At 74.1% G+C, this 24,965-nt stretch carries 22 protein-coding genes; 2 read left to right on the forward strand and 20 right to left on the reverse strand.

What is annotated here, in order from left to right:
- Positions 1-2: 2 nt before the first annotated feature.
- The 14 genes from ACFZBX_RS19055 to ACFZBX_RS19120 form a co-directional block, all read right to left on the reverse strand.
- Complete coding sequence (locus tag ACFZBX_RS19055; RefSeq protein WP_391534897.1) at positions 3-872, reverse strand: SDR family NAD(P)-dependent oxidoreductase; 870 nt, start codon at positions 870-872, stop codon at positions 3-5.
- A complete protein-coding gene (locus ACFZBX_RS19060) occupies positions 869-2,164 on the reverse strand; it encodes an MFS transporter (RefSeq protein ID WP_391534898.1) in 1,296 nt (431 codons plus the stop codon). The genes ACFZBX_RS19055 and ACFZBX_RS19060 overlap by 4 nt, the downstream gene beginning before the upstream one ends.
- The gene (locus ACFZBX_RS19065) at positions 2,161-3,411 is read right to left on the reverse strand and encodes a phenylacetate--CoA ligase family protein (protein ID WP_391534899.1); all 1,251 of its coding nucleotides are present in this window, start codon (positions 3,409-3,411) and stop codon (positions 2,161-2,163) included. The genes ACFZBX_RS19060 and ACFZBX_RS19065 overlap by 4 nt, the downstream gene beginning before the upstream one ends.
- Positions 3,408-4,454, reverse strand: a complete 1,047-nt coding sequence (locus ACFZBX_RS19070; protein WP_391534900.1) for a RimK family alpha-L-glutamate ligase — start codon at positions 4,452-4,454, stop codon at positions 3,408-3,410. Before ACFZBX_RS19070 ends, ACFZBX_RS19065 begins: the two co-directional genes overlap by 4 nt.
- Positions 4,451-5,887 carry a KamA family radical SAM protein gene (locus ACFZBX_RS19075; RefSeq protein ID WP_391534901.1) on the reverse strand — a complete coding sequence of 479 codons (1,437 nt, stop codon included), beginning with the start codon at positions 5,885-5,887 and terminating at the stop codon, positions 4,451-4,453. The genes ACFZBX_RS19070 and ACFZBX_RS19075 overlap by 4 nt, the downstream gene beginning before the upstream one ends.
- Before the next feature lie 6 nt (positions 5,888-5,893).
- Positions 5,894-7,639 carry a class I adenylate-forming enzyme family protein gene (locus ACFZBX_RS19080; RefSeq protein WP_391534902.1) on the reverse strand — a complete coding sequence of 582 codons (1,746 nt, stop codon included), beginning with the start codon at positions 7,637-7,639 and terminating at the stop codon, positions 5,894-5,896.
- A 98-nt stretch (positions 7,640-7,737) separates the two neighbouring features.
- On the reverse strand, positions 7,738-9,108 hold the full coding sequence (locus tag ACFZBX_RS19085) for a flavin monoamine oxidase family protein (protein WP_391534903.1): 1,371 nt from the start codon (positions 9,106-9,108) through the stop codon (positions 7,738-7,740).
- Complete coding sequence (locus ACFZBX_RS19090) at positions 9,105-9,347, reverse strand: phosphopantetheine-binding protein (RefSeq protein WP_391534904.1); 243 nt, start codon at positions 9,345-9,347, stop codon at positions 9,105-9,107. The genes ACFZBX_RS19085 and ACFZBX_RS19090 overlap by 4 nt, the downstream gene beginning before the upstream one ends.
- A 73-nt stretch (positions 9,348-9,420) precedes the next feature.
- Positions 9,421-10,962, reverse strand: a complete 1,542-nt coding sequence (locus ACFZBX_RS19095; protein WP_391534905.1) for an amino acid adenylation domain-containing protein — start codon at positions 10,960-10,962, stop codon at positions 9,421-9,423.
- Between the two features lie 554 nt (positions 10,963-11,516).
- Positions 11,517-12,233 carry a chitinase gene (locus ACFZBX_RS19100; protein WP_391534906.1) on the reverse strand — a complete coding sequence of 239 codons (717 nt, stop codon included), beginning with the start codon at positions 12,231-12,233 and terminating at the stop codon, positions 11,517-11,519.
- A 208-nt stretch (positions 12,234-12,441) separates the two neighbouring features.
- Positions 12,442-14,019, reverse strand: coding sequence for a S41 family peptidase (locus tag ACFZBX_RS19105; RefSeq protein ID WP_391534907.1), 1,578 nt, complete (start codon positions 14,017-14,019; stop codon positions 12,442-12,444).
- On the reverse strand, positions 14,016-15,617 hold the full coding sequence (locus tag ACFZBX_RS19110; RefSeq protein ID WP_391534908.1) for an amidohydrolase family protein: 1,602 nt from the start codon (positions 15,615-15,617) through the stop codon (positions 14,016-14,018). The genes ACFZBX_RS19105 and ACFZBX_RS19110 overlap by 4 nt, the downstream gene beginning before the upstream one ends.
- Positions 15,617-16,387 (reverse strand): hypothetical protein, encoded by a 771-nt coding sequence (locus ACFZBX_RS19115; RefSeq protein WP_391534909.1) that lies wholly within the window; start codon positions 16,385-16,387, stop codon positions 15,617-15,619. Before ACFZBX_RS19115 ends, ACFZBX_RS19110 begins: the two co-directional genes overlap by 1 nt.
- 93 nt (positions 16,388-16,480) lie before the next feature.
- Positions 16,481-16,804, reverse strand: coding sequence for a hypothetical protein (locus ACFZBX_RS19120; RefSeq protein ID WP_391534910.1), 324 nt, complete (start codon positions 16,802-16,804; stop codon positions 16,481-16,483).
- A 176-nt stretch (positions 16,805-16,980) separates the two neighbouring features.
- On the opposite strand from ACFZBX_RS19120, the gene ACFZBX_RS19125 reads away from it, so the two are divergent.
- On the forward strand, positions 16,981-17,532 hold the full coding sequence (locus tag ACFZBX_RS19125) for a hypothetical protein (protein ID WP_391534911.1): 552 nt from the start codon (positions 16,981-16,983) through the stop codon (positions 17,530-17,532).
- 479 nt (positions 17,533-18,011) lie between these two features.
- On the opposite strand, the gene ACFZBX_RS19130 is transcribed toward ACFZBX_RS19125, so the two are convergent.
- The 5 genes from ACFZBX_RS19130 to ACFZBX_RS19150 form a co-directional block, all read right to left on the reverse strand.
- Entirely contained in the window at positions 18,012-18,959 is a 948-nt protein-coding gene (locus ACFZBX_RS19130) for a hypothetical protein (RefSeq protein WP_391534912.1), read from the reverse strand.
- 60 nt (positions 18,960-19,019) lie between these two features.
- Positions 19,020-19,883 (reverse strand): ABC transporter ATP-binding protein, encoded by an 864-nt coding sequence (locus tag ACFZBX_RS19135; RefSeq protein ID WP_391534913.1) that lies wholly within the window; start codon positions 19,881-19,883, stop codon positions 19,020-19,022.
- Positions 19,880-20,404, reverse strand: coding sequence for a septum formation family protein (locus ACFZBX_RS19140; RefSeq protein ID WP_391534914.1), 525 nt, complete (start codon positions 20,402-20,404; stop codon positions 19,880-19,882). The genes ACFZBX_RS19135 and ACFZBX_RS19140 overlap by 4 nt, the downstream gene beginning before the upstream one ends.
- A 209-nt stretch (positions 20,405-20,613) precedes the next feature.
- Positions 20,614-21,276 carry a response regulator gene (locus ACFZBX_RS19145; RefSeq protein WP_391534915.1) on the reverse strand — a complete coding sequence of 221 codons (663 nt, stop codon included), beginning with the start codon at positions 21,274-21,276 and terminating at the stop codon, positions 20,614-20,616.
- Complete coding sequence (locus tag ACFZBX_RS19150; RefSeq protein ID WP_391534916.1) at positions 21,273-22,490, reverse strand: sensor histidine kinase; 1,218 nt, start codon at positions 22,488-22,490, stop codon at positions 21,273-21,275. The genes ACFZBX_RS19145 and ACFZBX_RS19150 overlap by 4 nt, the downstream gene beginning before the upstream one ends.
- A gap of 258 nt (positions 22,491-22,748) precedes the next feature.
- Between ACFZBX_RS19150 and ACFZBX_RS19155 the strand changes: the two genes are divergently transcribed.
- On the forward strand, positions 22,749-24,242 hold the full coding sequence (locus tag ACFZBX_RS19155) for an alpha/beta hydrolase family protein (RefSeq protein ID WP_391534917.1): 1,494 nt from the start codon (positions 22,749-22,751) through the stop codon (positions 24,240-24,242).
- A 128-nt stretch (positions 24,243-24,370) separates the two neighbouring features.
- Here ACFZBX_RS19155 and ACFZBX_RS19160 read toward each other — a convergent pair whose 3' ends face one another.
- Complete coding sequence (locus tag ACFZBX_RS19160; RefSeq protein WP_391534918.1) at positions 24,371-24,835, reverse strand: hypothetical protein; 465 nt, start codon at positions 24,833-24,835, stop codon at positions 24,371-24,373.
- Positions 24,836-24,965 lie beyond the last annotated feature (130 nt).

A 24,965-nucleotide genomic window follows, 5' to 3' on the forward strand; every position in this document is an offset into this window, starting at 1 on the left:
GATCAGTTCGGGTGGTCGGTGCGGCCGATCCAGCTGCGGGCGAGGGTCTGGACGGCCGAGCCGTCCGGGTCGGCGAGCTTGTGGGCCAGATGGTCGGCGGCCCAGGCGTTGGTGGGGACGCGGAAGGCGGGCCGCTCGGCGCGCAGGGTGCGCACCACCACCTCGGCGACCTCGCGGGCCGGCTGCCCGGCGGCCTCCCAGCCCTGGCCGCCGACCCAGGCGAGGTAGTCGGCGAAGGTCGGCGCGTACGGGCCGGAGGCGGCCGCGATGGTGCGGCGGTCGATGTCCGGGAAGACCCCGAACGCGGTGTCGGGCACGAAGCCGGGCACGACGACGGAGACCCGTACGCCGTGCGCGGCGGCCACCGGGGCCAGGCTCTCCATGAAGCCCTCGACGGCGAACTTGGCCGCGCAGTAGGCCTCGTTGAACGGCTGGCCGACCACGCCGTGCACGCTGCCGAGGGTGACCAGCCGCCCGGCGGAGGCGCGCAGCAGCGGCAGCGCGGCCCGGCTGACGGCGATCACGCCGAAGAAGTTCACCTCCAGGTTGGCCCGCAGCGCCGCGTCGGTGGACATCTCCAGGGTGGGGTCGAAGTTGGAGACGCCGGCGTTGTTGACCACGGCGTCCAGCCGCCCGTACGTGGCGGCCACGCCGTCCACGCAGGCGGTGACGGACGCGGGGTCGGTGACGTCCAGCGGGCGGACGTCCAGGGTGACCCCGGCCCGCCCGGCGGCCTCCCGCAGGGCCTCGGCGCGGGACGGGTCGCGCAGCGTGGCGACGGTGGTGAACCCGGTGCGGGCGGCGGCCACGGCGGTGGCCAGGCCGATGCCGGAGGAGCAGCCGGTGATCAGCAGGACGTCGCGCGCGGTCACGACGTGCTCTCCGACAACTCGTTCGCCTCGTCGGCGGGTTGCCGCTTGTCCTCGCGCGCGGCGGCGTCCAGCCGGGGCTGGATGCCGAGCGCGGGCAGGAAGGAGCAGGCCGCCAGCAGGGTGCCGCCGGCCATCACCCAGCGCGCGGCGTCCCGGATGCCCAGCGGCCCGGTGAGCGCGGACACCGCGAGGCCGCCGACCAGCGCGGCGAGCGGGATGACGCCCCAGGTGACGGTGCGGAACGCCGCGTGCATCACGCCCTGGTGCTCGGCGGACATCCGCGACTGGCGGGTGGGGGCGCTGCACACGTTGATGCAGGACATGAAGAAGCCGTAGCAGCCCATGGTCACCGCGATCACCGGCCCGGAGGGCAGCGCGGGCGCGGCCAGTACGCCCAGCCCGACCAGGCAGTGCAGCAGCAGCGACCAAGCCAGGGTCCGCCCCAGGCCCAGGCGGGCGCTGATCCGCGGGGCGGCCACGGCGCCGATCAGCGCGCCCACCGCGCCCACCGACATGGCCGCGCCGAGCACCCCGACCGACACGCCGAGGCCCCGGTAGGCGAGCACCGGCAGCACCGTGACGAAGATCGGCCCGCCCGAGTTGAGCGTGACGGCCGCCAGCACCACCCGGCGCAGCACCGGATCGGCCCAGTTCATCCGGAAGCCGGCGGTCAGCCGCTCCCACACCGTGCCCTCGACGACGGTCCGCTCGCCCCAGCGCGGCATCGACCGGAAGCAGGCGGCGGACACCAGGTAGCTGACCGCGTCCACCAGCAGCGCGCCCACCCCGAGCGCGCTGTACAGGCCGGCGGCGATCGAGGGACCGGCCACCTCGGAGACCGAGCTGCTGCCCTCCAGCCGGGAGTAGGCGCGCACCATCCGGTCCTCGGGCACCACGGCGGGGACGGCGATCAGATAGCCGACGTTGAAGAAGATGGTCGCGCCGCTGATCACCGCCACACAGCCGAACAGCAGCGCGGTGGAGAGGAAGTCCAGCCAGTACGCGAGCGGGATGACCAGGACGGCGGCCAGCCGCAGCAGGTCGCAGACGAGCATGGTGCGGCGTTTGTCCCAGCGGTCGACCAGCACGCCCGCGACCGGTCCGAGCAGCGGGATGCCGAGGTACTGGGCCATCGCCACCACGCCGACCTGGAGGGCGGAGGCGTGCAGCACGAAGATCATCAGGGTGGGGACGACGAACACGGTGATCCGGTCGCCGACCACGCTGACCGTCTGGCCGGCCCAGAACAGGTTGAAGCCGCGCCCCAGGTCCTCCGGGCGCCGCGGCTTCACGAGGCCGCCCCGGGGGCCTGCCGCAGGTCACGGACCACCAGGGAGGCCGTCTTGCCGGTGCGGTCGTTGCTGACCAGCGCGTCGGCCACCCGGACCGTGACGTGCTCCGGGTCGTGCTGGAAGGCGGTGCTCAACGTGAAGGTCCCGGAGAGCAGTTCGGTGCGCAGCGCGGCCGTTTCCACCGCCGCGCCCGGGCCGGCCAGCAGCAGGACCTCCACGCCGGTGGCCCGGCCGCCGTCCTCGGTGACCACCACCTGGGCCCGGGAGACGCCGGGCTCGCGCTCGGCGCGGGCGACCAGCTCGTCCACGTGCAGGCCGAGGCCGCGCACCTGGACGACGTTGTCGCGCCTCCCCAGCACCCGCATCGCCCGGCCCGGACGGCCGCACGGGCAGCTGGTCAACCCGCCCGCGTCGCCGGTGCGGTAGCGCAGCACCGGGTTGAGCATCTCGGGGTTGAGGGTGGTGAAGTCCAGCAGTCCGTCCGGGCCCGCGTGCACCAGCTGGTCGGGCAGCGGGTGGAAGGTGTCGGCGGGGCAGTCGGGCGTGTTGGTGCCGACCACCCAGGTCTCGGTGGAGCCGAACATGCCCCAGCGGCGGGCCTGCGGCGCGACGGCCGCCAGGTCCTCCTCCAGCTGCGGCTGCCAGGCCTCGCCGAGCCAGAGCACCTTGCGCAGGGCCGGCAGCTTCAGCCCGGCGGCGCGGGCGTGCGCGAACCACAGCCGCAGCACGCTCGGGGTGCCGCCGATCGCGGTGACGCCCCGGTCGGCGAGGAAGGCCAGCCAGTCCGGGTACTCCTCCCGGGTGATCGAGCCCAGCGCGATCACCCGGCAGCCCGCCCGGTCGGCGAGCGCGGCGGCGAGGAAGTGCGCGCCCCACATCCGGCCGGCGCCCCAGGCGTTGGCGAACACGTCGTCGCGGTCCAGCGCCTGCCAGTGGGCCTGCACCCCGGCCATGTAGAAGCCGGTGGGCGCGTAGCCGACCTTGGGCGCGCCGGTGGAACCGCCGCTCTGGAACAGCCAGGTGGCGGCGGTGTCGGAGCGCGGCTCCAGATGGGCGAGGGCGGTGTTCAGGTCGTCCTTGAGCAGCGGCGGCAGGGCGGCCAGCTCGTCGAGGGTGCGCACGCCGGCGGGATGGCCGGCGTAGCGACCGGCGAACGCGGGCACCGTCCGCAGCAGCTCCAGGGTCCGCTCCGCGACGTGGAGTCGCGGCCCGGCCGCCTCGGGCGGCAGGGAGAAGGCGTCGGTCATCGGGCTTCCGATCGGGGGGTGGTGGAGAGGGGGCGGTTCGCGAGCCACTTGGCGTGGGCGTCCCGGTAGGCGGTGAACCGGGCCCGGGTGATGTCCCGTTGCAGGGTGCGCCCCGGGTCGGCGAAGTCCGGGGCGATCACGCCGTCCGGCTCCAGCTCCGAGAACCAGTACCGCTCGCCGTCGTACAGGAAGTCCACGCAGAAGAACGGGATCGCCAGCTTCTCGGCGAAGTACGCGGTGGCCTCCGCCAGTTCGGGCGGCACCGGCGGGAAGTCCATCGAGCCGCCGCGGCTGGCGTTGGCCACCGGCGATCCGGGTTCGGGCACCCGCCGCAGTACCGCGTACGGCTCGCCGTCGATCACGTAGACGCGGTAGTCCACGGTGCCGTCGCCGAGGTAGGGCTGGGCGACCAGCGTGGTGTCCCCGCCCTGGGCGAGGCTGGCCAGGCCCCGGACGTCCTCCGGGCCGCGCGCCAGGTTGATCCCGCCGCCGCCGCACCAGCCGGCCGGCTTGACGATCGCCGGGTAGGTCAGGCCGCCGAGCGCCACCTCGTAGTGGTGCTTGGCGACGTCCCGACCGGTGCCGATCCGGACCGAGGGGATCGGCGGCACCGGCGAGTCGGCGAGGTGCAGCACGGTGGCCAGCTTGTCGTTGCCGATCAGCGAGATCTGCGGCGGGAACGGCAGGTAGAAGCCGGCCTGCTCCAGCACCGCGTACAGCGCGTACTGGTTGAAGACGTCCATCGACTGGTACGGCAGCGAGTAGAGGGCGGTGATGAACAGGGTGTCCTGCGGGGTCACCGGCTCCTCGTCGACGTACACCCGGGGGTGCGCGGGGTCGGTGGCGTCCACGGTGACCGCGTCCGGCGCGTGCCGGCACCAGGTGAGGCCCAGTTCCCCGGCCACCTCGGCGTAGAGGTCCCAGAAGTAGTGGCGCCAGGTCGCGGTCGTCCGGGTGGACTCGCGGTCGGGGAAGATCCAGCACATCCGGCGCAGCGGGCCGGGATCGTGCGGGCCGGGATCGTTCGGGGCTGTGGCGTTCACCGTGCTGCTCCTTCCTGGGGTGCGGGCTGCCCGGCCCGCTCCGCCCACCAGCGGCGGCCGGACTCGGGCAGGGTGTCCACCGGGTCGTAGTAGGGGTGCAGGCGCTCCAGCGCGTCGCGCCCGGCCGGGGCGGCGCCGGTCCCGGGGACCTCGGGGCCGGTGCGGTGGTTCTTCGTCCAGTACGAGATGCCGCGCTCGCGGTCGTACGCCACCACCTGGTGCACCCAGCGCTTGCCGAGCCGCGGCACGTCGCAGACCAGTCGCGGGGTGGCGTAGCCGGGCAGGTAGCCCATGATCGCCTCCTGGAGGCGCTGCGCCTGGTGGAGGCTGGTGCGCCAGTGCTCGGCGTTGGGGATCATGTCGCAGAGGTAGAAGTAGTACGGCAGGATGTTGGCCTCGCCCTGGAGCGCGAAGCAGAGGTCCAGCAGGTCCTCGGGGGTGTCGTTGATCCGCCGCATCAGCACGCCCTGGTTGCGCACGTCCCGCACGCCCGCGTCGAGCAGCGCCCGGGCCGCCTCGGCGACCAGCGGGGTGACCGAGCGGACGTGGTTGGCGTGGGTGTGCACGGCGAGGTTGACGGCGCGGCGGGCGGCGAGCGTCGCCATCCGGTGCACGCCCTCCAGGACCCGGGGCTGCAGCCAGTGCTGCGGCAGCCCGACCACGGCCTTGCTGGCGAGCCGGATGTCGCGCACCGACTCCACTTCCAGCAGCCGGCGCAGGAACGACTCCAGCTGCGGCCACGGCACATTGGCGAGGTCGCCGCCGGAGACCACCACGTCGCGCACGCCCGGGGTGCGCTTGAGGTAGTCCAGCATCTGCTCCTGGCGGTGCTCGGGCCGCAGCACCAGCCGGGTCTTGGCGACCTGGGGGGTGGAGGTGCCGACCAGGTCCATCCGGGTGCAGTGGCCGCAGTACTGCGGGCAGGTGGCGACCAGTTCGGCCAGCACCTTGGTCGGGTAGCGGTGGGTGAGGCCCTCGACCACCCACATCTCGGCCTCGTGCAGCGAGTCGCGCTCGGCCTTGGGGTGGCTGGGCCAGTGCGGGAGCCGGTCGGCGCGCACCGGCAGCATGTAGCGGCGCACCGGGTCGGCCAGGAACGCGGCCGTGAACGCCTCGGGGGTGGTCGGGGCGTGCGCGGCCATGGTGTTCAGCAGTTGCGGCGGCACCAGCAGCGGCATGGTGGCGAACTCGGCCTGATCGGCGTCGAGTTGCCCGTAGACGTCGGCGGTCAGCAGATCGCCGGCGACGGCCCGCAGTTGGCGGGTGTTCTTGACGCAGTGGGCGCGCTGCCACTGGGCGTCGCGCCACTGGGCCTCGGTCACGTCGCGCCAGCCCGGCAGCCGGCGCCAGTCCGGCTCGACCAGCGGTGTGCGGACGTACTGGTAGGGCCGCGGCGGCGCGGGGTGCGCGGCGGCGGCGTGGTGGTCGTCCATCCGGGGCTACTGGCCGGTGGCCGACGTGAAGAGGGTGGCGAAGCGGGTGCGCAGTTCGCGCTTGAGCACCTTGCCGGTGGGCCCGAGCGGGAACTCCTCCGGGGTGCGGGCGATCCGGACGGCGGCGAGCGCGGCCAGACCCGCCCCGGCGAGGGCCTTGTTGGCGGCCTCCAGCACGTCGGCCTCGGTGGTGTCCGGGACGTCGTGCTGCAACTGGACGACGGCGAGGGGCCGTTGTCCCTCCCCGGCGGCTCCGGGCACGCCGACCACCGAGCAGTCCCGGACCAGTGCGTCGCAGTCCGCCAGCAGCACCTCCTCGACCGGCAGGCTGTAGACCGGGCCGGCCGAGGTGTCGATGACGTCCACCGTGCGGTCCAGGTGGTGGAACCGGCCCTCGGCGTCGCGCCGGGCGACGTCCCCGGTGAGCCAGTACCCGGCCAGCTCGAAGCTCGCGGTCAGCCGCTCGTTGTTCCAGTAGCCCGGTGTGCGCGAGGGCGAGTCGATCGCCAGCAGCCCGACCGTGCCGTCCGGCACCTCGTGGCCGTCCTGGTCCAGCACGGCGGCCCGGCGCACCACCTCCAGCGGCTTGCCCACGCAGCGGTCGTCGCGCGCCGACTCCGGTGTGGTGACCTGGCCGAACAGCGCCATGCCCATCTCGGAGGAGCCCAGGCCGTCGACGAACTGCGAACCGGGCAGGGCTGGTTGCTCCGCCCGCTCCTGCGGCAGCAGCCAGGGCCGGATCAGCCCGGCCGGGCGCTCGCCCAGCCGCACCAGGCGCCGGATGTGCCCGTAGTGGGCGCTGTCGCCGGTGTTGAACCAGGAGTGCACCTTGGCGGCGCCCTTCACCGGCGGCTCCCCGGTGGCGAGTTCGACGAAGGTGCGCGGGAAGGAGGCGACCATGGTCGGCCGGAAAGCCTCCATCACCGGCTCGACCACCGACCGGCGCCAGTCGGCCATCACCACGGTCGGCAGGCCGAGCAGGGTGGCGGTGAGGAAGTAGCTGAGGCCGCCCGCGTGGGTGTGCGGCATCAGCGACATCAGCCGGTCGTACGGCTCGGCGGGGAAGCGCACCATGCGCGGCTGCTTGCCGTCCCAGAACTGGCGGTGCGCCAGCATGGTGGATTTCGGGGTGCCGGTGGTGCCGGAGGAGTGGATCAGCCCGACCACGTCGTGCGGCGCGTGCCGGTGCGGGTACTCGGCGGGAAGGGCGCCGGCGGCGTCCGCGTCGAAGGCCTGGACCTCGGCGGCGAGCGCCAGGAACCGGGGCCGGCGCTGGGGGTCCTGGCGGTAGGCGGCGGCGAGCCGGGTGGTGTCGTCGGCCACCACGCCGACCACGCCGACGTGGTTGAGGTAGCGGACCATCACGTCGTGCCGCATCGCGTCGTTGACCAGGGCGGGGACGGCGCCCAGCGCGGTGAGCGCGAGGAAGTGCAGCAGCGGTTCCAGACCCTCGGCGATCACCACGGCCACCGGCTCGCCGGGGCGCACGCCGTTGGCGTGGTACCAGGCGGCGTAGCGGTCGCGCAGCGCGGCCAGGTCGAGCAGGCTGTGGCCGCGCAGCACGACGGCGCCGCGGTGGTCGGTGTGGTGGCTGTAGGCGAACGGGACCGCGCGGTTCGGGTTCACGGTGATCGCGTGGTCGAGGAAGTTGCCGGCCCCGAGGCCGGGTTCGGCCATCAGCCGCTCGCGCGCGGCGAGCGGCGCGATCGGGGAGGGCGCGGTGGTGCCCAGGGGGGAACTCGGGTCGCTCATGGCGTCTCCTGAGAAGGGGGTGGGCCCGCGGTTCTTGTGGAACGGGAGCACGGGCTCGGGGGAAGCGGTGCCGGGTGGTGCTGGTGCCCGGGGCGGGATCAGACCCCGCCGTCGAGGATCTCCGTGACGACCCGGTGGCCGGAGCGGATCGCGCCCTCCAGCAGGCCGAAGAACTCGGTACTGGTCTCGGTGCCGGCCCAGTGCACCCGGCCGTGCGGCGCGGTCAGCGTCGGGCCGAGCCGCAGCCAGTCGCCCGGCCCGAACAGGGCGGCGTAACAGCCCTTGCTGTAGGGCTCGTTGACCCAGTCGGTGATGTGGAAGCCGACCGGTTCGGGGAGCATCGGGAAGAGCCGCGCGGCCTGGGCGAGGGCGGCCTCGCGCTGTTCGCGCGGGGTGAGGGCGGCGTAGCGGTGCGCCTCGGCGCCGGTGACGAAGCCGGTGAGCACGCCGACCGCCGCGCCGGCCGGGGAGTCGTCCACCGTGGACAGCAGCGGCCCCTCCGCGTTGACCGACCACCCGGAGAGCCCGTGCTCGCGCCAGAGCGGCGACGGGTAGACCAGGTTGACCTTGACCGCGCAGCCGCGCCCGGTCCGCTCGCCCGCCCGGCGGGCCGGCGGCTCCGGTCCCAGGTCGAGGGCGTCGGCGAGCAGCGGCGGCAGCGCCACCACGGCGGTGTCGGCCCGGTACGTCGCGCCGCGCTCGGTGTGCACGGTGACGCCGTCGGGGTCCTGCGTGACGGCCCGCACCGCCTCGCCGAGCCGGAGGGTGCCGCGGCGCCGTGCGGTCAGCCGGGCGGCCAGCCGCTCGCAGAGCAGGTGCGCGCCGCCGGCGACCCGGTCCTGCTGGGCGCCGCCCTCGAAGGCGTTGAGGTAGCGCAGGCCGCCGCCCGAGCGCAGGTAGAAGGCCATGTGCAGGACCGAGACGTCCGCCGGGTCGGCGGCCATCATCTCGCCGAGGAAGAGCGGGAAGAACAGCCGGGCGTCCGGGTGGGTGAGGGAGCGCTCGGCCCACTCGGCGGCGGTGAGGGTGTCCAGACGGGAGGCGTCCGGGGTGAGCCAGGGGGCATCGGGGCGGACGGCGGCGGTGAGTTCGGCGAGGTGGTCGAAGAGTTCGCCGAGCGCCACCGCGTTGAGCGGCGGGAACCGGCCGTCCCGGGTGGCGTGTTCGTTGCCCGCGGCGCCGGTCCCGAGGGCGAAGCGGCTCGCGCCGAGCATGGTGGTGGGGGTGGTGTGGAGGCCTAACTCCTTGATGAGGTTCAGGAGTTCGGTGTGCCGGGCGCCGAGGTAGGCGGCGCCCGCGTCGATCCAGGCGCCGGGCTCCACCTCGATCCCGTGGGTCCGCCCGCCGACCCGCTCGCGGGCCTCCAGCACGGTGACGTCCACCCCGCGGGCCGCCAGCCCCTCGGCGGCGGTCAGCCCTGCCAGTCCGGCGCCGACGACGACGGCGGATCGCGCTCTGCCGCCGCTCATCCGACGGCCGCGATCAGCTCGGCCAGGCCGGCCGGGGTGGGCGCGAGCACGAAGTCCTCGAAGGACAGCTCGACGCCGTAGGTCCGGGCGACGGCGCTCAGCACACGGGTGGCGATGAGGGAGTCGCCGCCGAGGAGGAAGAAGTCCGAGTCCGCCGTGACGTCGTCGCTCTCCAGGACGCGGCGGAAGATCGCCGTCATGCCCTCGGTGGTTGCGGGGGTGGTGTCTACGCTGCTCAACGAGCTCTCCTTGGCCATCGGGTGAGGGTGGGTCGTTCGTTCGTGCTGGCCCGGGCGCGTCAGGCCGGCGGCGCTACGGACGGACCGGCGTGGGCGCCGAGTGGCGGCGGTGCGAGGCGGCCCGGTCGACCTTGCCACTGGCGGTGAGCACCAGTTCGGGCACGACGGTGATCCGGCTGGGCACCAGGTGGCCGGGCACCCGGTCGCGCAGGTACGCGCGGACCTCGGTGTCCAGCGTCCCGGCCGCCGCCCCTGCGCGCGGCACCACGTACGCGACCAGTGCGCAGCGGCCGGCGACGCTCGCCCCGGTCACCGCCACCGCGTGCACGCCCGGGTGGCCGGCGATGTGCGACTCCACCTCGGCCGGGTCGACCCGGATTCCGCGGACCTTGAACTCGCCGTCCAGCCGCCCCTGGTGCGTCAGTACGCCGTCCGGTGCGCGGCTCACCCGGTCGCCGGTGCGGAACCAGCGCAGGCCCGCGGCGTCCTCGGTGAAGCGGGCCCCGGTGGCCTCCGGAAGGCCGAGGTAGCCGAGTGCCACGGCGGGACCGCCGATCAGCAACTCGCCGCGCTCGTCGATCCGTTCGCGCACATGGGGCAGGGCCCGGCCGATCGGCACCCGGTCGCCGGGCGCCCAGGGGCGTGCCCGGGCGGCGGCCAGCGGTCCGTGCAGGTCGACGGCGTGGGTGATCAGCGTGGTCTCGGTGGACCCGTAGGTGTTGAGCAGCCGGATCCGCCCGGTGTCGAGGGCGGCCCAGTCGGCGAGCCGCGCCGGGTTGGCCGCTTCGCCGCCGATCACCACCAGCCGGACGCAGTCGGGCGGGGCTGCGCCCTCCTCCGCGAGGTGGCGGACCAGTTCGTGCCAGAAGGCGGTGGGCAGGTCGAGCACGGTGATCCGCTCGCGCTCGACCATCCGCAGGAAGCGCGGGAACGACCCGCTGTGGGCCTCGCGGTCCAGGACGAGCGCGGCGCCGGTGGTGAGCGTCGGCAGGATCTCCTCGAAGCAGGTGTCCCAGTTCAGCGAGGCGAACTGGAGCACCCGGTCCTCGGGGGTGAGGGCGAACAGGGTGCGCAGCGAGTCGACGGCGGCGGAGATCGCCCGCCGCGGGGTGACGACGGGTTTCGGCTGCCCGGTCGAACCCGACGTGAAGAGCAGATAGGCCGGTTGCCCGGGCTCGTCGTGCCGCCCGCCGCCCCTGTCGTGCCGCCCGCCGCCCCCGTCGCCGTGGATCCCGGCTAATCGCGGTAACGCCGGCGGCTCCAGGCCGAGTTGCGGATCGAGGCCGACAGCCGTCCGGCAGCCGGCCGCCGCCAGCATCTCCCGCTGCCGCTGCGGCGGGAACGCCGGGTCGACCGGGCAGTACGCCCCGCCCGCGGCCAGGATGCCGAGCAGCCCGACGACGGTGTCCGGCGCGTGCACCGCCGGAACCGCCACCGTGCCCGGTGCGGCGCCGAGTCGGTCGGCCACATCGCTTGCCAATACTTCTAGTTGGCGATAACTGAGGTCCTGTCCGTGGTGGACGATCGCCGGCCGCGCGGGATATCGGCGCACGGTTTCCGTGAACGCGTCAATCAAGTCGGAAGTGGCCCCGTGGATGTTGCGGTAATTTGTCATGCCCGCCCCAAAGAATGCCGGTGCGAGCACGTGTTCGGTGCTCGGCGGACCGGGACTCTACCCGCCGGGACTGTGGAGCCACAATGGTTGTTGAGGATGTCGCTTCAAGGATGTGTGGTTGACATGTGAGCGGGACTGGCTCTACTTGGGCGGGCTCCTGTGGTCGGAGTGACTGCGGTGGGTGCCCGGGCGGTCACGCCGCGCTCCGATGCGGCGGGCGCTATTGCGGGGGAGATCGTGCACCATCCAACTCCGCCGCGATTTCCCGCCCTTCAGGAATCACCCGGCCGGGCCGCCGGTGCCGCGCCGCGCGAACCCGCGACCGGCCGCACGTTCCCGCTGCTCGTGGCCGCCCGCACCCGAGGGCGCCGGTGCGTCCGGGAATTGACGCCGGGGCGCGCCGGAAGGGCCGATCGGACGCCGACGGATCGTCCGTCCGTCAACCGCGTGCCGCCTCCCGCGCCGCCTCCCGGAGGCCCTGCGGGGGCCCGGTCCGGGGTGGAGCCGGGAGGCCGGCGCGCTCGGCCTCCCGGCTCCACCTGCCCGCGGATGCGTCAGCAGGAGAGGTTGCCGCCGCCGACGTCGGTGCCCAGGACCCCGACGAACCGCTTGTAGAGGTTGATCCGGTCGTCGCGCTGGCCCGGGTTCCTCCCGTCGCACTCCAGCGCGCCGTTGATGGTGCGGATGGTCTCGCCGAAGCCCTTGTTGTTGACGATGGCGTCGTGCGAGGTCATCCGGCCGGCGCCGGTCTGGGTGTTCCAGAACCAGAGCGCGGTCTTCCAGGAGACCGCCGGGTCGTTCTGCACCAGGTTGGGGTTGTGCAGCAGGTCGAGGTGCAGGGCGTCGCCCGCGGCCTTGTAGTTGAAGTTCCAGCTGAGCTGGAGCGGCCCGCGCCCGTAGTACGCGGCCTGGCCCGCCGGGCAGCCGTACGACTGCGAAGTGTCGCAGTAGTGCGGGTAGTTGGCGGTGTTCTGCTCGACGACGAACTTCAGGCCGCCGGTCTCGTGGCTGACGTTGGCGAGGAGCGCCGCCGCCTCGCGCCTGCGGGTGGCGGTGTCGCCGGTGGCGGCGAAGTTCGGGTAGGCGCTCAGTGAGTCGACCAGGCCGCGGTAGGTGTAGAAGGCGTTCCGGCTCGGGAACAGCTGGTTGAACTGGGACTCGCTGACCACGAACGAGCCGGCCGCGGAGGCCGGCGCCGTCTGGCCGGTCAGCGGGACGGTGCTCAGGACGGCGGCCGAGGCCGCCACCGACAGGGCGCGCAGAAGCTTCATCGTTCCTCGCTTCGGGAATCCGGGAATCCGGAAATCGGTGGGTGATGCGGTGCTTCGAGAGCGAAGCGCCGGAATCATCGTGGTGCCCGATATCCGGAACCCGCGAGGCGCGCAGGCGTAAACCACTCCTTCGGGGAGCATCTGGTTCATTGATCTGACGACGAATCAAGTCGCCTTTCAGAAAGCGGTGTTGCCGCCGACCAAGGGCTCAGTGCAGCAGCGCCGCGGCGGCCGCCAGCAGGTCCTGGTTGTGGCCGAGGACGTCCCGCCTGGTGAGCCGGTGCAGCGGGTCCGCCGTCACGCCGAAGTCCTCCAGCGGGACGCCGGTGTTGCCCCCGGCCCGGGTGGCGCGGCGCAGGGCGACCCGGAAGCCGGCGCCGCGCGGCAGCGGGCCGAGCAGGTCGGGCAGCCAGACGCCCAGCAGCTCGTACGTCCAGACGTTGGCGCCGCCCGCGCCGGTGGTCGCGGCGGTGCCGAGGACGGGGCCGAGCCCGTTGTCCGCGAAACCGGCGGCGAAGATGTCGGCGGCCGAGTAGGTGAGCGCGTCGACGATCAGCACCTTGGGCCCCCGGTAGTGCGGCAGCCCCTCGGCGACCGCGTCCGGGTCGGTGAGCGCGAACGCCTGCGAGTACGGCTCGCCGGTCTCCACGGCGTCGCGGATCGACGGCGCCCACGGCCGGAAGGCCGGGTTGGCGCGGGCCAGGGCGAGCGCGGCCCTGGTGGTCGGCAGCGAGAACCGGACCGGCGCGACGGGGCCGGCGCTCAGCACCCGCAGGGCGGCCTCGGCGGCCAGGATGTTGCCGCCGGGGTTGCCGCGGACGTCGACGATCAGCCCCTCCGGCGGCGCCTTCGCCGCGAGTGCCGCCACCTGCTCGGCGAACCGCCGGGCGCTCGCCACGTTGAACGAGAAGACGCGCAGGTACCCGTACGGGCGCCGGCCGCGCGTGCTGCGGTATGCGAGGACGTCCCGGGGCGCCCGCGCCGCCGAACGGCGCGCCGGGGCCGGGGCGAACAGCGCGCGCTTGGCCTGTCGGGTGGCCTCGTTGCCGGCGTCGATGCCGAGGTGGGTGCCGGCCGTGGGCACCGGGTCCTGGTGCCGTCCCGCGTGCCGGTCGGCGGCGCGCACCCGCCAGGGCACCCGCGTCTCGCGCAGCTGCCCGTCGGGCGTGCGGTAGGTGAGCAGGACCCAGCGCTCGTCCGGCGGGGGAGCGGTCCGCAGCGGGCGCAGCGTCAGCGACTCCAGCCCGCGGGCCAGCCGCGCGTCGGGGCTGCAGCCGGCCTGCGCGGCGGTGCCGCGTTCGACGGCGCGCTCGACGGGGACGCCGTTCCACAGCTCCAGCTCCACGCCGGCGTCGAAGTCCGCGTGCCGCAGCGCGTCGTCGATCCGGGAGACCGGGTAGTGCGGCGTGCCGTCCGCGTCGTGGTAGCGCTCCACCAGGAAGCCGAGCACGGCGACCTGCCCCCGGTACGGGTCGGGGAGCTGGTAGACGGTGTGCAGGTCGCGCAGGTCCCGGAAGACGGCGGCGAGTTCGGCGTGGAACTGGAGCTCGCTGAGGGCTGGGACCCGCCGCTCCAGCAGCCGTAGGCGCTGTACCGGGTCGGTGGCGTAGCGGGCCCGCTTGAGCGGCAGGTGGACGTAGAGCTCCTCGACGACGACGCGGGCGGCGGTCACCAGCCGGTAGCGGTCGGCGAGCGGCAGCGGGTCGGCGGCGGCGCGGGCCATGAAGGCGTCGAGCCCGGTGGAGTCCGGCAGGGCCCGGGTGGGCGCGGTGTACCGGGGGCTCACGGGTAGCGCGCCTTGAGGCGTTGCAGCTCCGGGATACCACTGCGGTCCACGGCGGCGAGGAAGGCGGCGTCGTGGGTCAGCGCGTCCGGCTCCGGGATGACCAGGCCGGCCGGGACGTCGTCGGTGCCGGCCAGCGCCGCCGCCTCGCCCTCGGGCATGTCGCCGAACAGGGCGAGCGGCGCGTCGGGGTCGTCGAGCGGTCCGCCCCAGGCCGCCAGCGCGTCCTGGGCGTCGCGGAACGCGGCCTGCGGGTCCTGGCGGACCTTGTCCAGCGCCCGCTTGACCCCGGCCCAGTCCCGGGGCCCGCCGTCCGGCCCGGTCCCGCCCACTCCGTCCAGCGCCACCCGGCGGCGCAGCCCGGGCGCGGGCTGGATCGCACTGGTCGCGGCCGCCCCGGCGGCGGTCATCAGCGGCTGGGTGCCGTAGCGCGGCCGGCCGCGGGAGACCACCAGCAGGACGTGGCGCTCGGTGGCGTCGATGACGGCGCGGTACACGTCCTTGCCGGGCTGCCGGCGGTCCAGCACCAGCAGGTCGGCGGCGCTGCCGGCCTCCAGACGCCCCACCTGCGGCCCCCAGGCGGTCGCCAGCGCGTCGCCGGGGTTGGCGGTGACCAGGTCGCACAGCTCCCGGTCGTCGAAGTGGCCGCCCAGCTCGTGGGCGTTGAGGCCGTCGGCCACCTTCAGCTCGCCCAGCACGTGCTTGGTGCCCGAGGGGGACCAGTCGGAGCCGAGCGCGATCCGCAGCCCCTGCGCGGCCGCCGCGACCACGTCCGTCGTCTCGTGGTAGAGCCAGAGGTTGGAGAACGGCGACCACACCACGGTGCCGCGCTCGGCCGGGTCCAGCGCCGTCACGGCGCCCTGCCAGGCCGCGAACTCGGCGGCCGTCAGCGCGGTGCCGTGCACGCAGACCAGGCCGGGCTTGAGGCACGGTTCGAGGTCCTCGAACTCGCGGTGCACGTGCGACACCGGCTTGGCCGGGTCCGGCTCCTCGGCGCGCCGCCCCTCCGCGACGTGGTAGATCAGCACCCGGGTGCCGTCGAGCTTGTCCGCAATCTCGTTGCGCAGCACCTCGGCGTCCTTCTGGAGCGCGGCGGTCAGCACCATGTCGCGCCCCGCCGGCAGCTTCTCGATGTCGACGATCCGCAGCAGCCCGCCGTCGATCGGGCGGGTCGAACGCGGCGCGCCCTGGACCGAGGTGGTGCCGCCGACCAGCGCCTTCACCTCGATGTACGCGAGCAGCGCCTCGGGCGCGGCGTGGCCCAGCACCTTGGCGGGCCAGGTGACGGTGGTCGCGTAGCCGGGCGCGTCCAGCTCGTCCACCCAGCGGTCGTGGTGCAGGTACGGGACGCCGACCGCCTCCCAGAGCGGCAGCGTGTGGTACTGGAGGTGGCCGTGCAGGTCGACCAGGCCGGGCAGCACCAGCGCGCCGGTGGCGGTGAGGTCGACCACGGGGGCGGCGGCGAACCCGGCGGGCGCCGGCAGGCCGGCCGGCTGCACCGCGTCCAGCCGGCCGTCGTCGCCGACGTAGACCTCGCCGGGGTCGAGGATCCGGTGTGCGGCGTCGAAGGTGACGACGGTGCCGCGCAGGACGAGTGCCATCAGTCCGGCGCCTTCCAGAGCAGTGTGTGCCCGTCGTCCGGGGCGGGCCGGCTCACCGCGTTCTGCAGCCCGGTGTCCCCGGCCCGCACCCAGGCGTCGTCGCCCAGGAACGGCGGCACGCCGAACGGCAGGTCGCGGCGGGGGACCGGGCGGTAGTCGGCCTCCTCGAAGACCTCGCCGTAGTTGGGGCCGGTGTTGTCGCCGTCGTCGTCCGGCGTGACGATGGGGCGCAGCGTCGTGACGGCCGCCCGCCAGCCGTTCAGCAGCGCCACCGGGTCGTGGCTCGACGGGTGCGGGACCTTCGCCAGCACCGCCTGCTGCGGTCGGCCGTCCCAGAGCCGCACGGCCTCCTGCGCCATGAACCCCATCGCCACCACGGCCTGGAGACCGGGGCCGACGGCCTCGCTGAACACCTGATTGCGCCAGTGGAGTTGGGCGGCGTCGTCGAGCCGCTCCTTCATCGCCTGGGCACGTGAGGGATGCACCGCGTACGCCCACGCGTTGAGGCACACGTAGGAGCGCGTCAGCCCCAGCTTCCCGAGGAACCCCTGCACCCGCTGCCCCGCGTCGCCGACCAGGCCGCGCCCCGCGATCCGCTCGGTCGGCCCCGGATCCGAGGCCACCACCAGCACCCGCGCCGAGCCGTCCAGCCGCCCCCGGTAGAAGACCGGCCCCCAGTCGAACCAGAACGCCTCTTCCTCGGGCGGATCCGGCACCCGCGCGAACAACTCCGCGAACGCGTCCGTCGGCCCCCGGTCGAACTCGGCCATCGCTCACCACCTCCTCAGCGGCGGCACCCCGGCCGTTGTGGTGTCCCTCCCAATGCACCACACCACCCCGGCCCCCGCAAACGGGTCCCGGGCTCAGGCCTCGTCGAAGGGCTCGTCGCTCCACCGGAACCGGGCCTGGTCGCCCTCGATGTGCAGCAGGAACTCCGCGGCCGGCCCCTTCGGCCCCACCAGCGTCAGAGTGCTCGCGATCCGGTCGTAGCACTCCTCGAACCGCTCCCACTCGTCCGCCTCCACCAGGGCCGCCGCCTCCGTGAACCACGGCTCGACCGCCGCGAACCCCGGCCCCGGAACGAACCGTCCGTACAGCCACGGGAAGTCCGCGGAGTCGACCACGACCTCGCCGACCGGCTCGTCCTGCCGCACCAGCCGCCAGACCTCGCTCTTCACGCCCACCATCCGCCTCTCGCACCCGCTGGGCGGTGCCCGGGAACGTCCCGGCACCCGGGTGTTCCGATCATGAGGGGTGGCGCCGACATCCGTCACACCGGGTCGCGTGCGTGTGCGTCCGATCATGGCCGGAATCCCGACGGCGGGGCAGACGGGGCGGGGGCGGGTGCCTACGCTGGGCGACCATGTCTATTCCCGCCTCGGCGATGAGGCGTGTGCGTCTCGTCGCCGCACTGACGTTGTTCCTCAGCCTGTGGGGCTTCAGCGGGCAGGCCTTCGCCGCGCCCGAGCCACTGCCGCCGCACTTCGCGCTGAGCGTCGACGACACGACGCTCACGCCGGGCCAGTCCGCCACGCTGACGGTGACCTTCACCAACCGCCAGGCCGTCCCGGTGACCTTCCTCTACGCGGCGCTCCTGGTCTCCGACGGGGGATTGCCGTCCTCCGCGGTGGTCCGCCGGGAGATCACCGGATGCTCCGGCGCGAGTTGGTGCGAATTCCTGCCCAGGAACGCCTACTTCAACCTGGTCTCACCAGCGGTTCCCATCGCGCCGGGGGACAGCCGCACCGTGACCCTGCCGTTCCGGTTCAGCGCGGACTCGGACTGCACCACCGGTGCCGTCATGGACTTCCAGGTCCAGTACTTCTACTACGAGTACGCCCAGGGCACCTACCAGGCCGGCGAGATCCCCGCCCCGCCCGCCGTCAGCAGCCTGGTCTGCCCGCCCGCACCGTAGCGCCGCCCCCGGTCCTTCCCCTGCTCCCGGCCACCACGGCCGCCGGGAGCAGGGGCCACCGCAGCCCCTCGCGGGGTTGCCGCACGGCTGTGGGCGGCCGAGTTCCTCCCGCTGCGACCAGGCGGGCAGCAGCTCGTCGCCGATCCGGCGCGCACCGCCCTGGTGGAGGACGGACCGGCCGTCGCCGACGGCGGCGAAGGACGCCCACGAGGTGGCACCGTCGTGGATCCAGGCGTCGACCCCGTCCGCGTCCTGGCCGCGCTCCGGCCGCGTCAGAGGTGTGCGGAAGCGCATCCGGGGCGCCCGGAAGAGTGGGAAGTCGGCCGGGCCGACTTCCCACTTCGGCAGAAGCGGATGTCGGGGGCGCCTGGAGGCCGCCTCTGCACGGTGTCCTCGCCGGGTACGGCGGAGATCACGGTGAAGCCACGTGAGGCCCGCCCTGCGCCGGGCGGGCCTCACGGTCGTCGGTCGCGCCCCGTTCAGCGGACCTCCCGCCGGCGGACCAGCAGCCAGGCCACGGCCAGGAACGCGGCCGTGAGGCCCGTGACGGCGAGCGCGGCCGGCCAGGGGGCGAGGATCGCCGTGACGTCCTCGCAGAGGCCCTCGGCGGTGCACTTCGCCGGCGGGGGCGGTGCAAGCTCGGTCGCGGAGGGGATCAGCACGGTCAGCATCCAGGGCCGCAGCCCGGTCAGGACGTTGCGGACCAGGGCCTCCGCGAAGAGCACGTAGACGAACACCGTGGCGAAGGGGACGACCGCGCTGCGCGCCGCCCAGCCGAACGCGACGCCGAGCGCGCCGAGGGCGGCCACGACCAGCGTTCCGCGCAGCGCCGCCTGGAGGATGTCCGCGATCCAGGCGCCGTCGACACCGCCGGTCGTACCGCGGGTCGCGGCGGTCACCGCCGCGGCGGCCCCCACGATCGCCAGAACCACCGCGGCGAGGGCGGCGCCGGCCAGTGCGACGACGGACACCCGGGCGAGCAGGAGGCGGTGCCGGCGCGGCTCGGCCAGGATCCAGACGTTCGCCGAGCGGCTCTGCCAGTCCGCGCCGCCGAGCGACGCGCCCAGGATGAACAGGATGCAGGCGGTCACCGAGGTCGCGACCGTCAGGTCGTCGGGCAGCGCGTCGGCCAGGAGGTACCGGGGGTCCGTGTAGAACTGGTCCGCGTCGACCAGGGACGGGCTCACGCCCATGCGGGCGATCAGCTCGGCGCGCCGGCTCTCGGCGTCCGCGTGGGCGGCGGCCAGGTCCGTGTTGTGGGTGAGCCACAGGCGGACGCCGTAGCAGACCGTGGGCACGGGGGCGATCACGGCCGTGATCCGGAATACCCTGGCGCTGCGCAGCCATTGGCCGGAAACGGCGAGCAGCCGGCCCGCCGGCGGTGCGCCGCGGACGGTCGCAGGCGCGGGGGGGCTCGGGTGGGTCATCGTCATGCTCCGCTTTCCGGCTTCGTCTCGTCGCCGGAAACGCTGGCGAGGAACAGTTCTTCAAGGCTCGGGCGGTGCCGCCGGACTTCCAGCGGTGTCTGCCCGGCGTGGACGAGGGCCTCGACGGCCTTGTCCACGGGAATGCCCCGGACGTCCAGGCCGTCCAGGCCGCCGGTCGCATCGGCGCCGGCGTCCCGCAGGACGTCCGCGGCGGCGTCCGGGTCGGGGCAGGTGATCAGGGCCCGGTCGGCCTGGGGGGGTGATGAGTTCGTCGACCCGCCCCGTCAGGAGGGTCCGCCCGGCCTCCACGACGACGACGCTGTCGCAGACGAGTTGGGCCTCGGAGAGCAGGTGCGAGGAGAGGATCACGGTGCGCCCCTCGTCCCTGAGCCGTCCGAGCAGGGAGCGGAGCCAGCGGATGCCCTGGGGGTCGAGGCCGTTGGCGGGCTCGTCGAGCACCACCAGGGCCGGGTCGTGCACGAGGGCGAGCGCGATGCCCAGCCGCTGGCGCATGCCCAGGGAGTAGCCGGTGACGGCCTCGTCCGCGCGGTCGGCCAGGCCGACGAGTTCGAGCGTCTCGGCCACGCGGTGCCGGGGGAGGCCGGCCAGAGCGGTGACGTGGTGCAGGAAGTGGCGGGCCGTCAGACCGCGTGGCACCGGGGAGGATTCGATCAGCGCGCCGACCGAGCAGGATATCTCCGGCAACTGGTCCGGCACCTTCCGGCCGAGCACGGTGATCGTTCCGCCGTCGGCGCGGGTCATCCCGAGCAGGCAGCGCAGGGCGGTGGTCTTGCCGCTGCCGTTCGGCCCGAGCAGCCCGAGGACCTCACCCGCCCGTGCCGTCATGCTGAGCCCGTCGAGCGCCGCCCGGTGCCGTTTGCCGCGGCCGTAGAACTTGGTGAGCCCGTGCAGTTCGACCGTCATCCAGCCGCTCCGGCGCCCGCGGCCTGCGCCTGGGCGTCGAGCATCGGAGCCCCGAGAAGCCGTCGGTCACTGCTGAAGATCGCGCACACCACCCGCCGCTCGCCGGAGGCCCAGGCCTCCTCGCCCACGGGCGTGACCGGGAACAGGCTCAGGCGTCCGGTGGGGCGCTCGCCCTTGAACACGGCGTTGGCGAGCTTGTCGGCGCAGAACGGCACCAGCGTCTTGACCATGGTGTCCTGCTTGCCCGGGTAGGTCCCGCCGGGCGGGAGGTACGCGAGGGCGGGCGAGATGACCTCGTACATGTGGGGGCTGTCGCAGGGCACCGTGGCGACGTTCCTGCCGTCCTTGAACTCCTCGCCCGAGAAGCACTGCCCGGGCGTGAGATCGTACCAGGCCACCGGCTGCGACTCCGCGGTGACGGTGCTCGTCGCATAGGGCATCGTGTCGTCCACCGGCGTCGGCGCCTGCTTTTCCTCCCCTCCCGAGCAGCCGATCGCCGCCGTCGAGACGATCAATCCCATGGCACACAGAAGACCTTGACGGTGGCTCATTTCAAAAAGACCCACAGCTCACCCCACCCGGCGACCGCGCCGCACGAAAAGAAGGTTTCCCCCGAACCTTCCACACCTTAGGTGCTTCCCGGCGAGGCGGCAGCCTTTTCGCCGATCGACCCAAGGGGTGTAAAGCACCTGTAAAGAAAGGGACTTCGGCCACGATCGGTCGGCTGGCGTCAGGATGGGTGGATGAGGCGGCTCTCGTAGGCGAAGATCACGGCCTGGATCCGGTCGCGGAGTTCGAGCTTGTGGAGGATGCGGCCCAGGTGGGACTTCACCGTGGCCTCCGCGAGGTGCAGGGTGGTGGCGATCTCGGTGTTGGAGAGGCCGTGGGCGACCTCGACGAGTACCTCGCGTTCGCGGGGGGTGAGCCGGTGCAGCCGGTTGTCGTGGGGGGTGTCGGTGCCGGCGGGGAGGTGCGGGCGGACGCTTTCCAGGAGCAGGCGGGTGATCCGTGGGGAGACCACCGCGTCGCCGGCGGCGACGCTGCGGATGGCGGTGAGGAGTTCCTCGGGCCTGGTGTTCTTCAACAGGAAGCCGGAGGCGCCGGCGCTGAGGCCGGCGAAGGCGTACTCGTCGAGGTCGAAGGTGGTGAGGATCAGCACCCTGCTCTCCGGGGAGGCCCGGACGAGCCGCCGGGTCGCCTCGATCCCGTCGGTCCCGGGCATCCGGACGTCCATGAGGACGACGTCGGGCCGCAGTTCGCGGGCGAGGCGGACCGCCTCGGCGCCGTCCGCGGCCTCGCCGACCGCGGTGATGTCGGGCTGGGCGTCGAGGACGGTGGAGAAGGCCATCCGGAGCAGTGCCTCGTCGTCGGCGATCAGGACGCGGATCGTCATGCGGACACCACTCCACTGCCGCCGAGGTTCAGGCGGGTGTGGACGCCCCAGCCGCCGTCCGGGAGCGGTCCGGCGCGCAGCGTCCCCCCGTAGGCGGCCGCGCGCTCGCGCATCCCCGGGATGCCGTGGCCGGCGGGCGCGGCGCCGGGGCGCGGCGAGCCGGGGCCGCTGTCGGTGACGTCCACCGTGACGGCTCCGGCCGTGCACCGCACCCGGACCTGCGCGCGGGTGCCGGGGGGCGTGTGCTTGAGCGCGTTGGTCAGTGCCTCCTGCACCAGGCGGTAGACGGTCAGTTGCGCGGTGGCGGGAACGCCGGTGCCCCCGCCGTCGACCTCGATCCGGGTCGGCAGTCCGGCGGTGCTCATCTGCTCGGCAAGGTCCCGGAGTTGGGCGATGCCGGGCAGCGGGTGGCGCTCGGCGTCGGGCTCGTCGGCGCGCAGGACGCCCAGCGAGCGCCGCATGTCGGTCAGGGCCTGGCGGCCGGTCTCGGAGATCTGGAGCATCGCCGCCGTCGCCTTGTCGGGCGACCGGTGCTGCGCGCAGACGGCGGCGTCGGTGAGCGCGACCATGACGGACAGGTTGTGGGTGACGATGTCGTGCATCTCGCGGGTGATCCGGGCCCGCTCCTCGGCGACGGCCAACCGCGCCTGCTGCTCCTGTTGTTGCTCCAGGCGCGCGGCCCGTTCCTCCACGGCCGCGAGGTAGGCGCGCGTGGTCCGGACGTTCATGCCGAGGACGGCGGCGGCGACGGCCATCGCGCTCACCGCGACGAACGGCGTCAGGAACGCGCCGTCCGCCGCCCAGCGGTTGCAGGCCAGCAGGGCCCCCGCCTCCACGACGGCGAGGGCGGCCAGTGTGCCGCGCCGCCCCGAGGCCGCGGCCACCGTGTAGAGCGCCACCAACAGGGCGACGTCCGCCGGGAGTTGGACGTCCAGTAGCCACTGGACGAGGGCTGCGGCCGCCACCACGCCGAACGCGGCGTGCGGTGCCCGGCGCCGCCACAGCAGCGGCAGCGAGAGCGCGGCCGTCAGCGCCACGGCCTCGGGCAGCTCCTGCGGCGGGTGCGTGGTCAGGACGTTGAGGAGGAGCAGCGCCGGCAGCAGCGCGTCCCACACCACGGCCGGCAGCCGGGAGGCCCGGCGCCGGGCGGCGCCCACCGCTCGCGCCGCCCGTGCGGAGGCCGGGTCGGCGTACCTCGTCAGCGGTGCGGCCATCGACGTTCCTGTCGCTTCGGTGTTCCGGCGGGCCCGGTCGGGCCTGCCACCGCGACCCACGGTAGGCGGACGGTCGGCCGCACCGCATGAGCCCACCGTCTGATCGCGCCGCGCCGGGGTACGACCGCAGGAGGAGGCCCGCCACCGACCGTGGTCGCAAAGCGTCCGTCGATCACGCGGGTTCGCCTGCGACCCCGGTCGCAAAGGGCCCCGCCGAGGGTTGCGCCCCAGGTGGCAGGCGGCGGCGACCCGCGAGCGATGTGGCGGCGCGCACCCCGCGCCGACGATGGCCCGGTGACCGAAATCATCGCGGGACCGCAGCTGTCCCCCCTGGAGATCCTCGCCCTGCTGGGCGCCGTGGCGCTGGTGGCGGCGCGCTGGCTTCCCGCCGCCGCCCGCGAGCCCGTCACCGTCGCGGCCGGTTCGCTGTTCGCGCTGTGCGCGGTCGGGCTGGGCGTGACGGGCCTGCGCTGGCAGTTGCTGCCGGTGCTGGCGGGCGGCGCCCTGGCGTTGCCGTTCGCCGTCGCCCCGCTGGTCCGGCGGCGTACCGGCCGGCCGGCGCGGCGGGCCCGGTGGTGGGTGGCGCTGCCGGGCACGGCGCTCTGCGTCGTCCTGACCGCCACGGGCCCGGCGGCAGCCTGGGCCTTCCCCGTCCCCGAACTCCCCGCGCCGACGGGGCGGTTCGCGGTCGGCACCCGGGTGATGCAGTGGATCGACCCGGACCGCCCCGAGACCGCCACCCCCGATCCCGAGGACCGGCGCACGGTGGTGGTGCAGCTCTGGTACCCCGCGCAGGAGAGTCCCGAGGGCACGCCGCGGGCGCGGTACCTGGGCCGCACCGAGCAGGAGGCGCGCACCGTCGCCGACGCGCTGGCGAGCTACTCCAGTCTCCCGGGCTTCCTGATGGACGGTGTCCCGCGCGCCCGCAGCCACGCGGTCGTCGACGCCCCGGTGGCCGGCGAGGGCGGGCGGTTCCCCGTGGTGCTGTTCTCGCCCGGGCTGGGGGGCGTGCGGACGCAGAACACCGCGTGGGCAGAGGAGTTGGCGAGCCACGGCTATGTGGTGGCCGCCCTCGACCACCCGTACGACTCCGCCGCCGTCGTCCTCGCCGACGGCCGGACGATCGGCACCGAGAACGCCTCCACCGGGGACGACGCCGAGGACGACCGGCGGGCCGCCGAGACCACGCGCATCCGGGCCGCGGACCTGGGCTTCGTCCTCACGCGGCTGGAACGCCTGGACCGGGGCGAGGGCGACGCCGCGCTCACCGGACGCCTGGACACCGCCCGGGCCGCGGCCACCGGCCACTCGCTGGGCGGCGCCGCCGCGCTGCAGGCGGCCCGGCAGGACGGCCGCTTCACCGCCGTCATCGACCTGGACGGCTACCCCCGCGACCCCGAACGGCTCCCCTTCCACCAGCCGGCCCTCGCGCTCACCCAGGCCATCGGCCCGCAGACCGACGAGCGCTACATCCCCCGCCTCACCGAGGTCCTCAAGCTCGGCACCGCGACCGGCTACCGGCTCACCGTCCCCGGCACCGCCCACCTCACCTTCACGGACGCCCCCCTCTACCTGCCGCCCCTGCCCTCCCTGGTCGGCTCCCTGGACGGCCGCGGCGAGGGCCCGCGCGTCGTCGCCGCGGCCACGCTCGCCTTCCTGGACGCCACCCTGCGCCAGGAACCCGGCGACCTGGCCGGCACGCTGTCGGCGTACGGCGACCTCACCGTCCACCGCCCGGGCGGCAGCGGCTGATCGGCGTGCGAGGTGCGCGGAGTGGGAAGTCGGCCCGCCCGACTTCCCACTCCGCCGCGATGGGAGGCGCCCGCCGGGCTCCGCGGATGGGTTCCGCGGAGCCCGGCGATCACCGGTCGGTGCTCAGGTCAGCAGGGGATCGGGGTGCTGATGGAGACCGGGGACGGGTACCAGCCGAACTTGGAGACGCTGAAGGTGCCGCTGACGACGTTGTTGCACGGCACGGTGGCGCTCGGGCCGTTGACGGTGACCGTGCTGGCGAGGAAGTTCACGCCCTGGTTGACGGAGCCGAGCGAGGCGCCGTTGACGACCTGGCCGGAGAGCGTGGTGATGAGGTCCTGGGGCTGCGGCGGGTAGCCGGGGGACGGCGGGCCGGCCAGGGCGATGCGGCCGAGGAACTGGACGCTGGTGCCGTTGACGGAGGCGCAGACCTGGGTGTTCAGACCGCTCTGCAGCGACCACGGGCTACAGGTCTCGAAGGTCGCGGTCGTGGTGGAGGTACCGGTGGTGGCGGCCTGGGCCGGGGCGGCCATCAGCGCGGCGGTGGCCATGCCCGCCGCGATCACGGTCAGGCCCTTCAGGGAACGGTTCATCGGGAGCTGCTCCTTGTTGACGTGGTGTGCCCGGCGCATTGCCGGGCAGTGAATCCCATCTGACATGTGAAATTTCACATGTCAGATGGAATGATCTTGCACCAGTTCTGAAGCCAGATGGGGCTCCTGG

The organism is Kitasatospora sp. NPDC008115 (genome assembly GCF_042957205.1).
In the GTDB taxonomy this organism is placed as follows: Bacteria; Actinomycetota; Actinomycetes; order Streptomycetales; family Streptomycetaceae; genus Kitasatospora.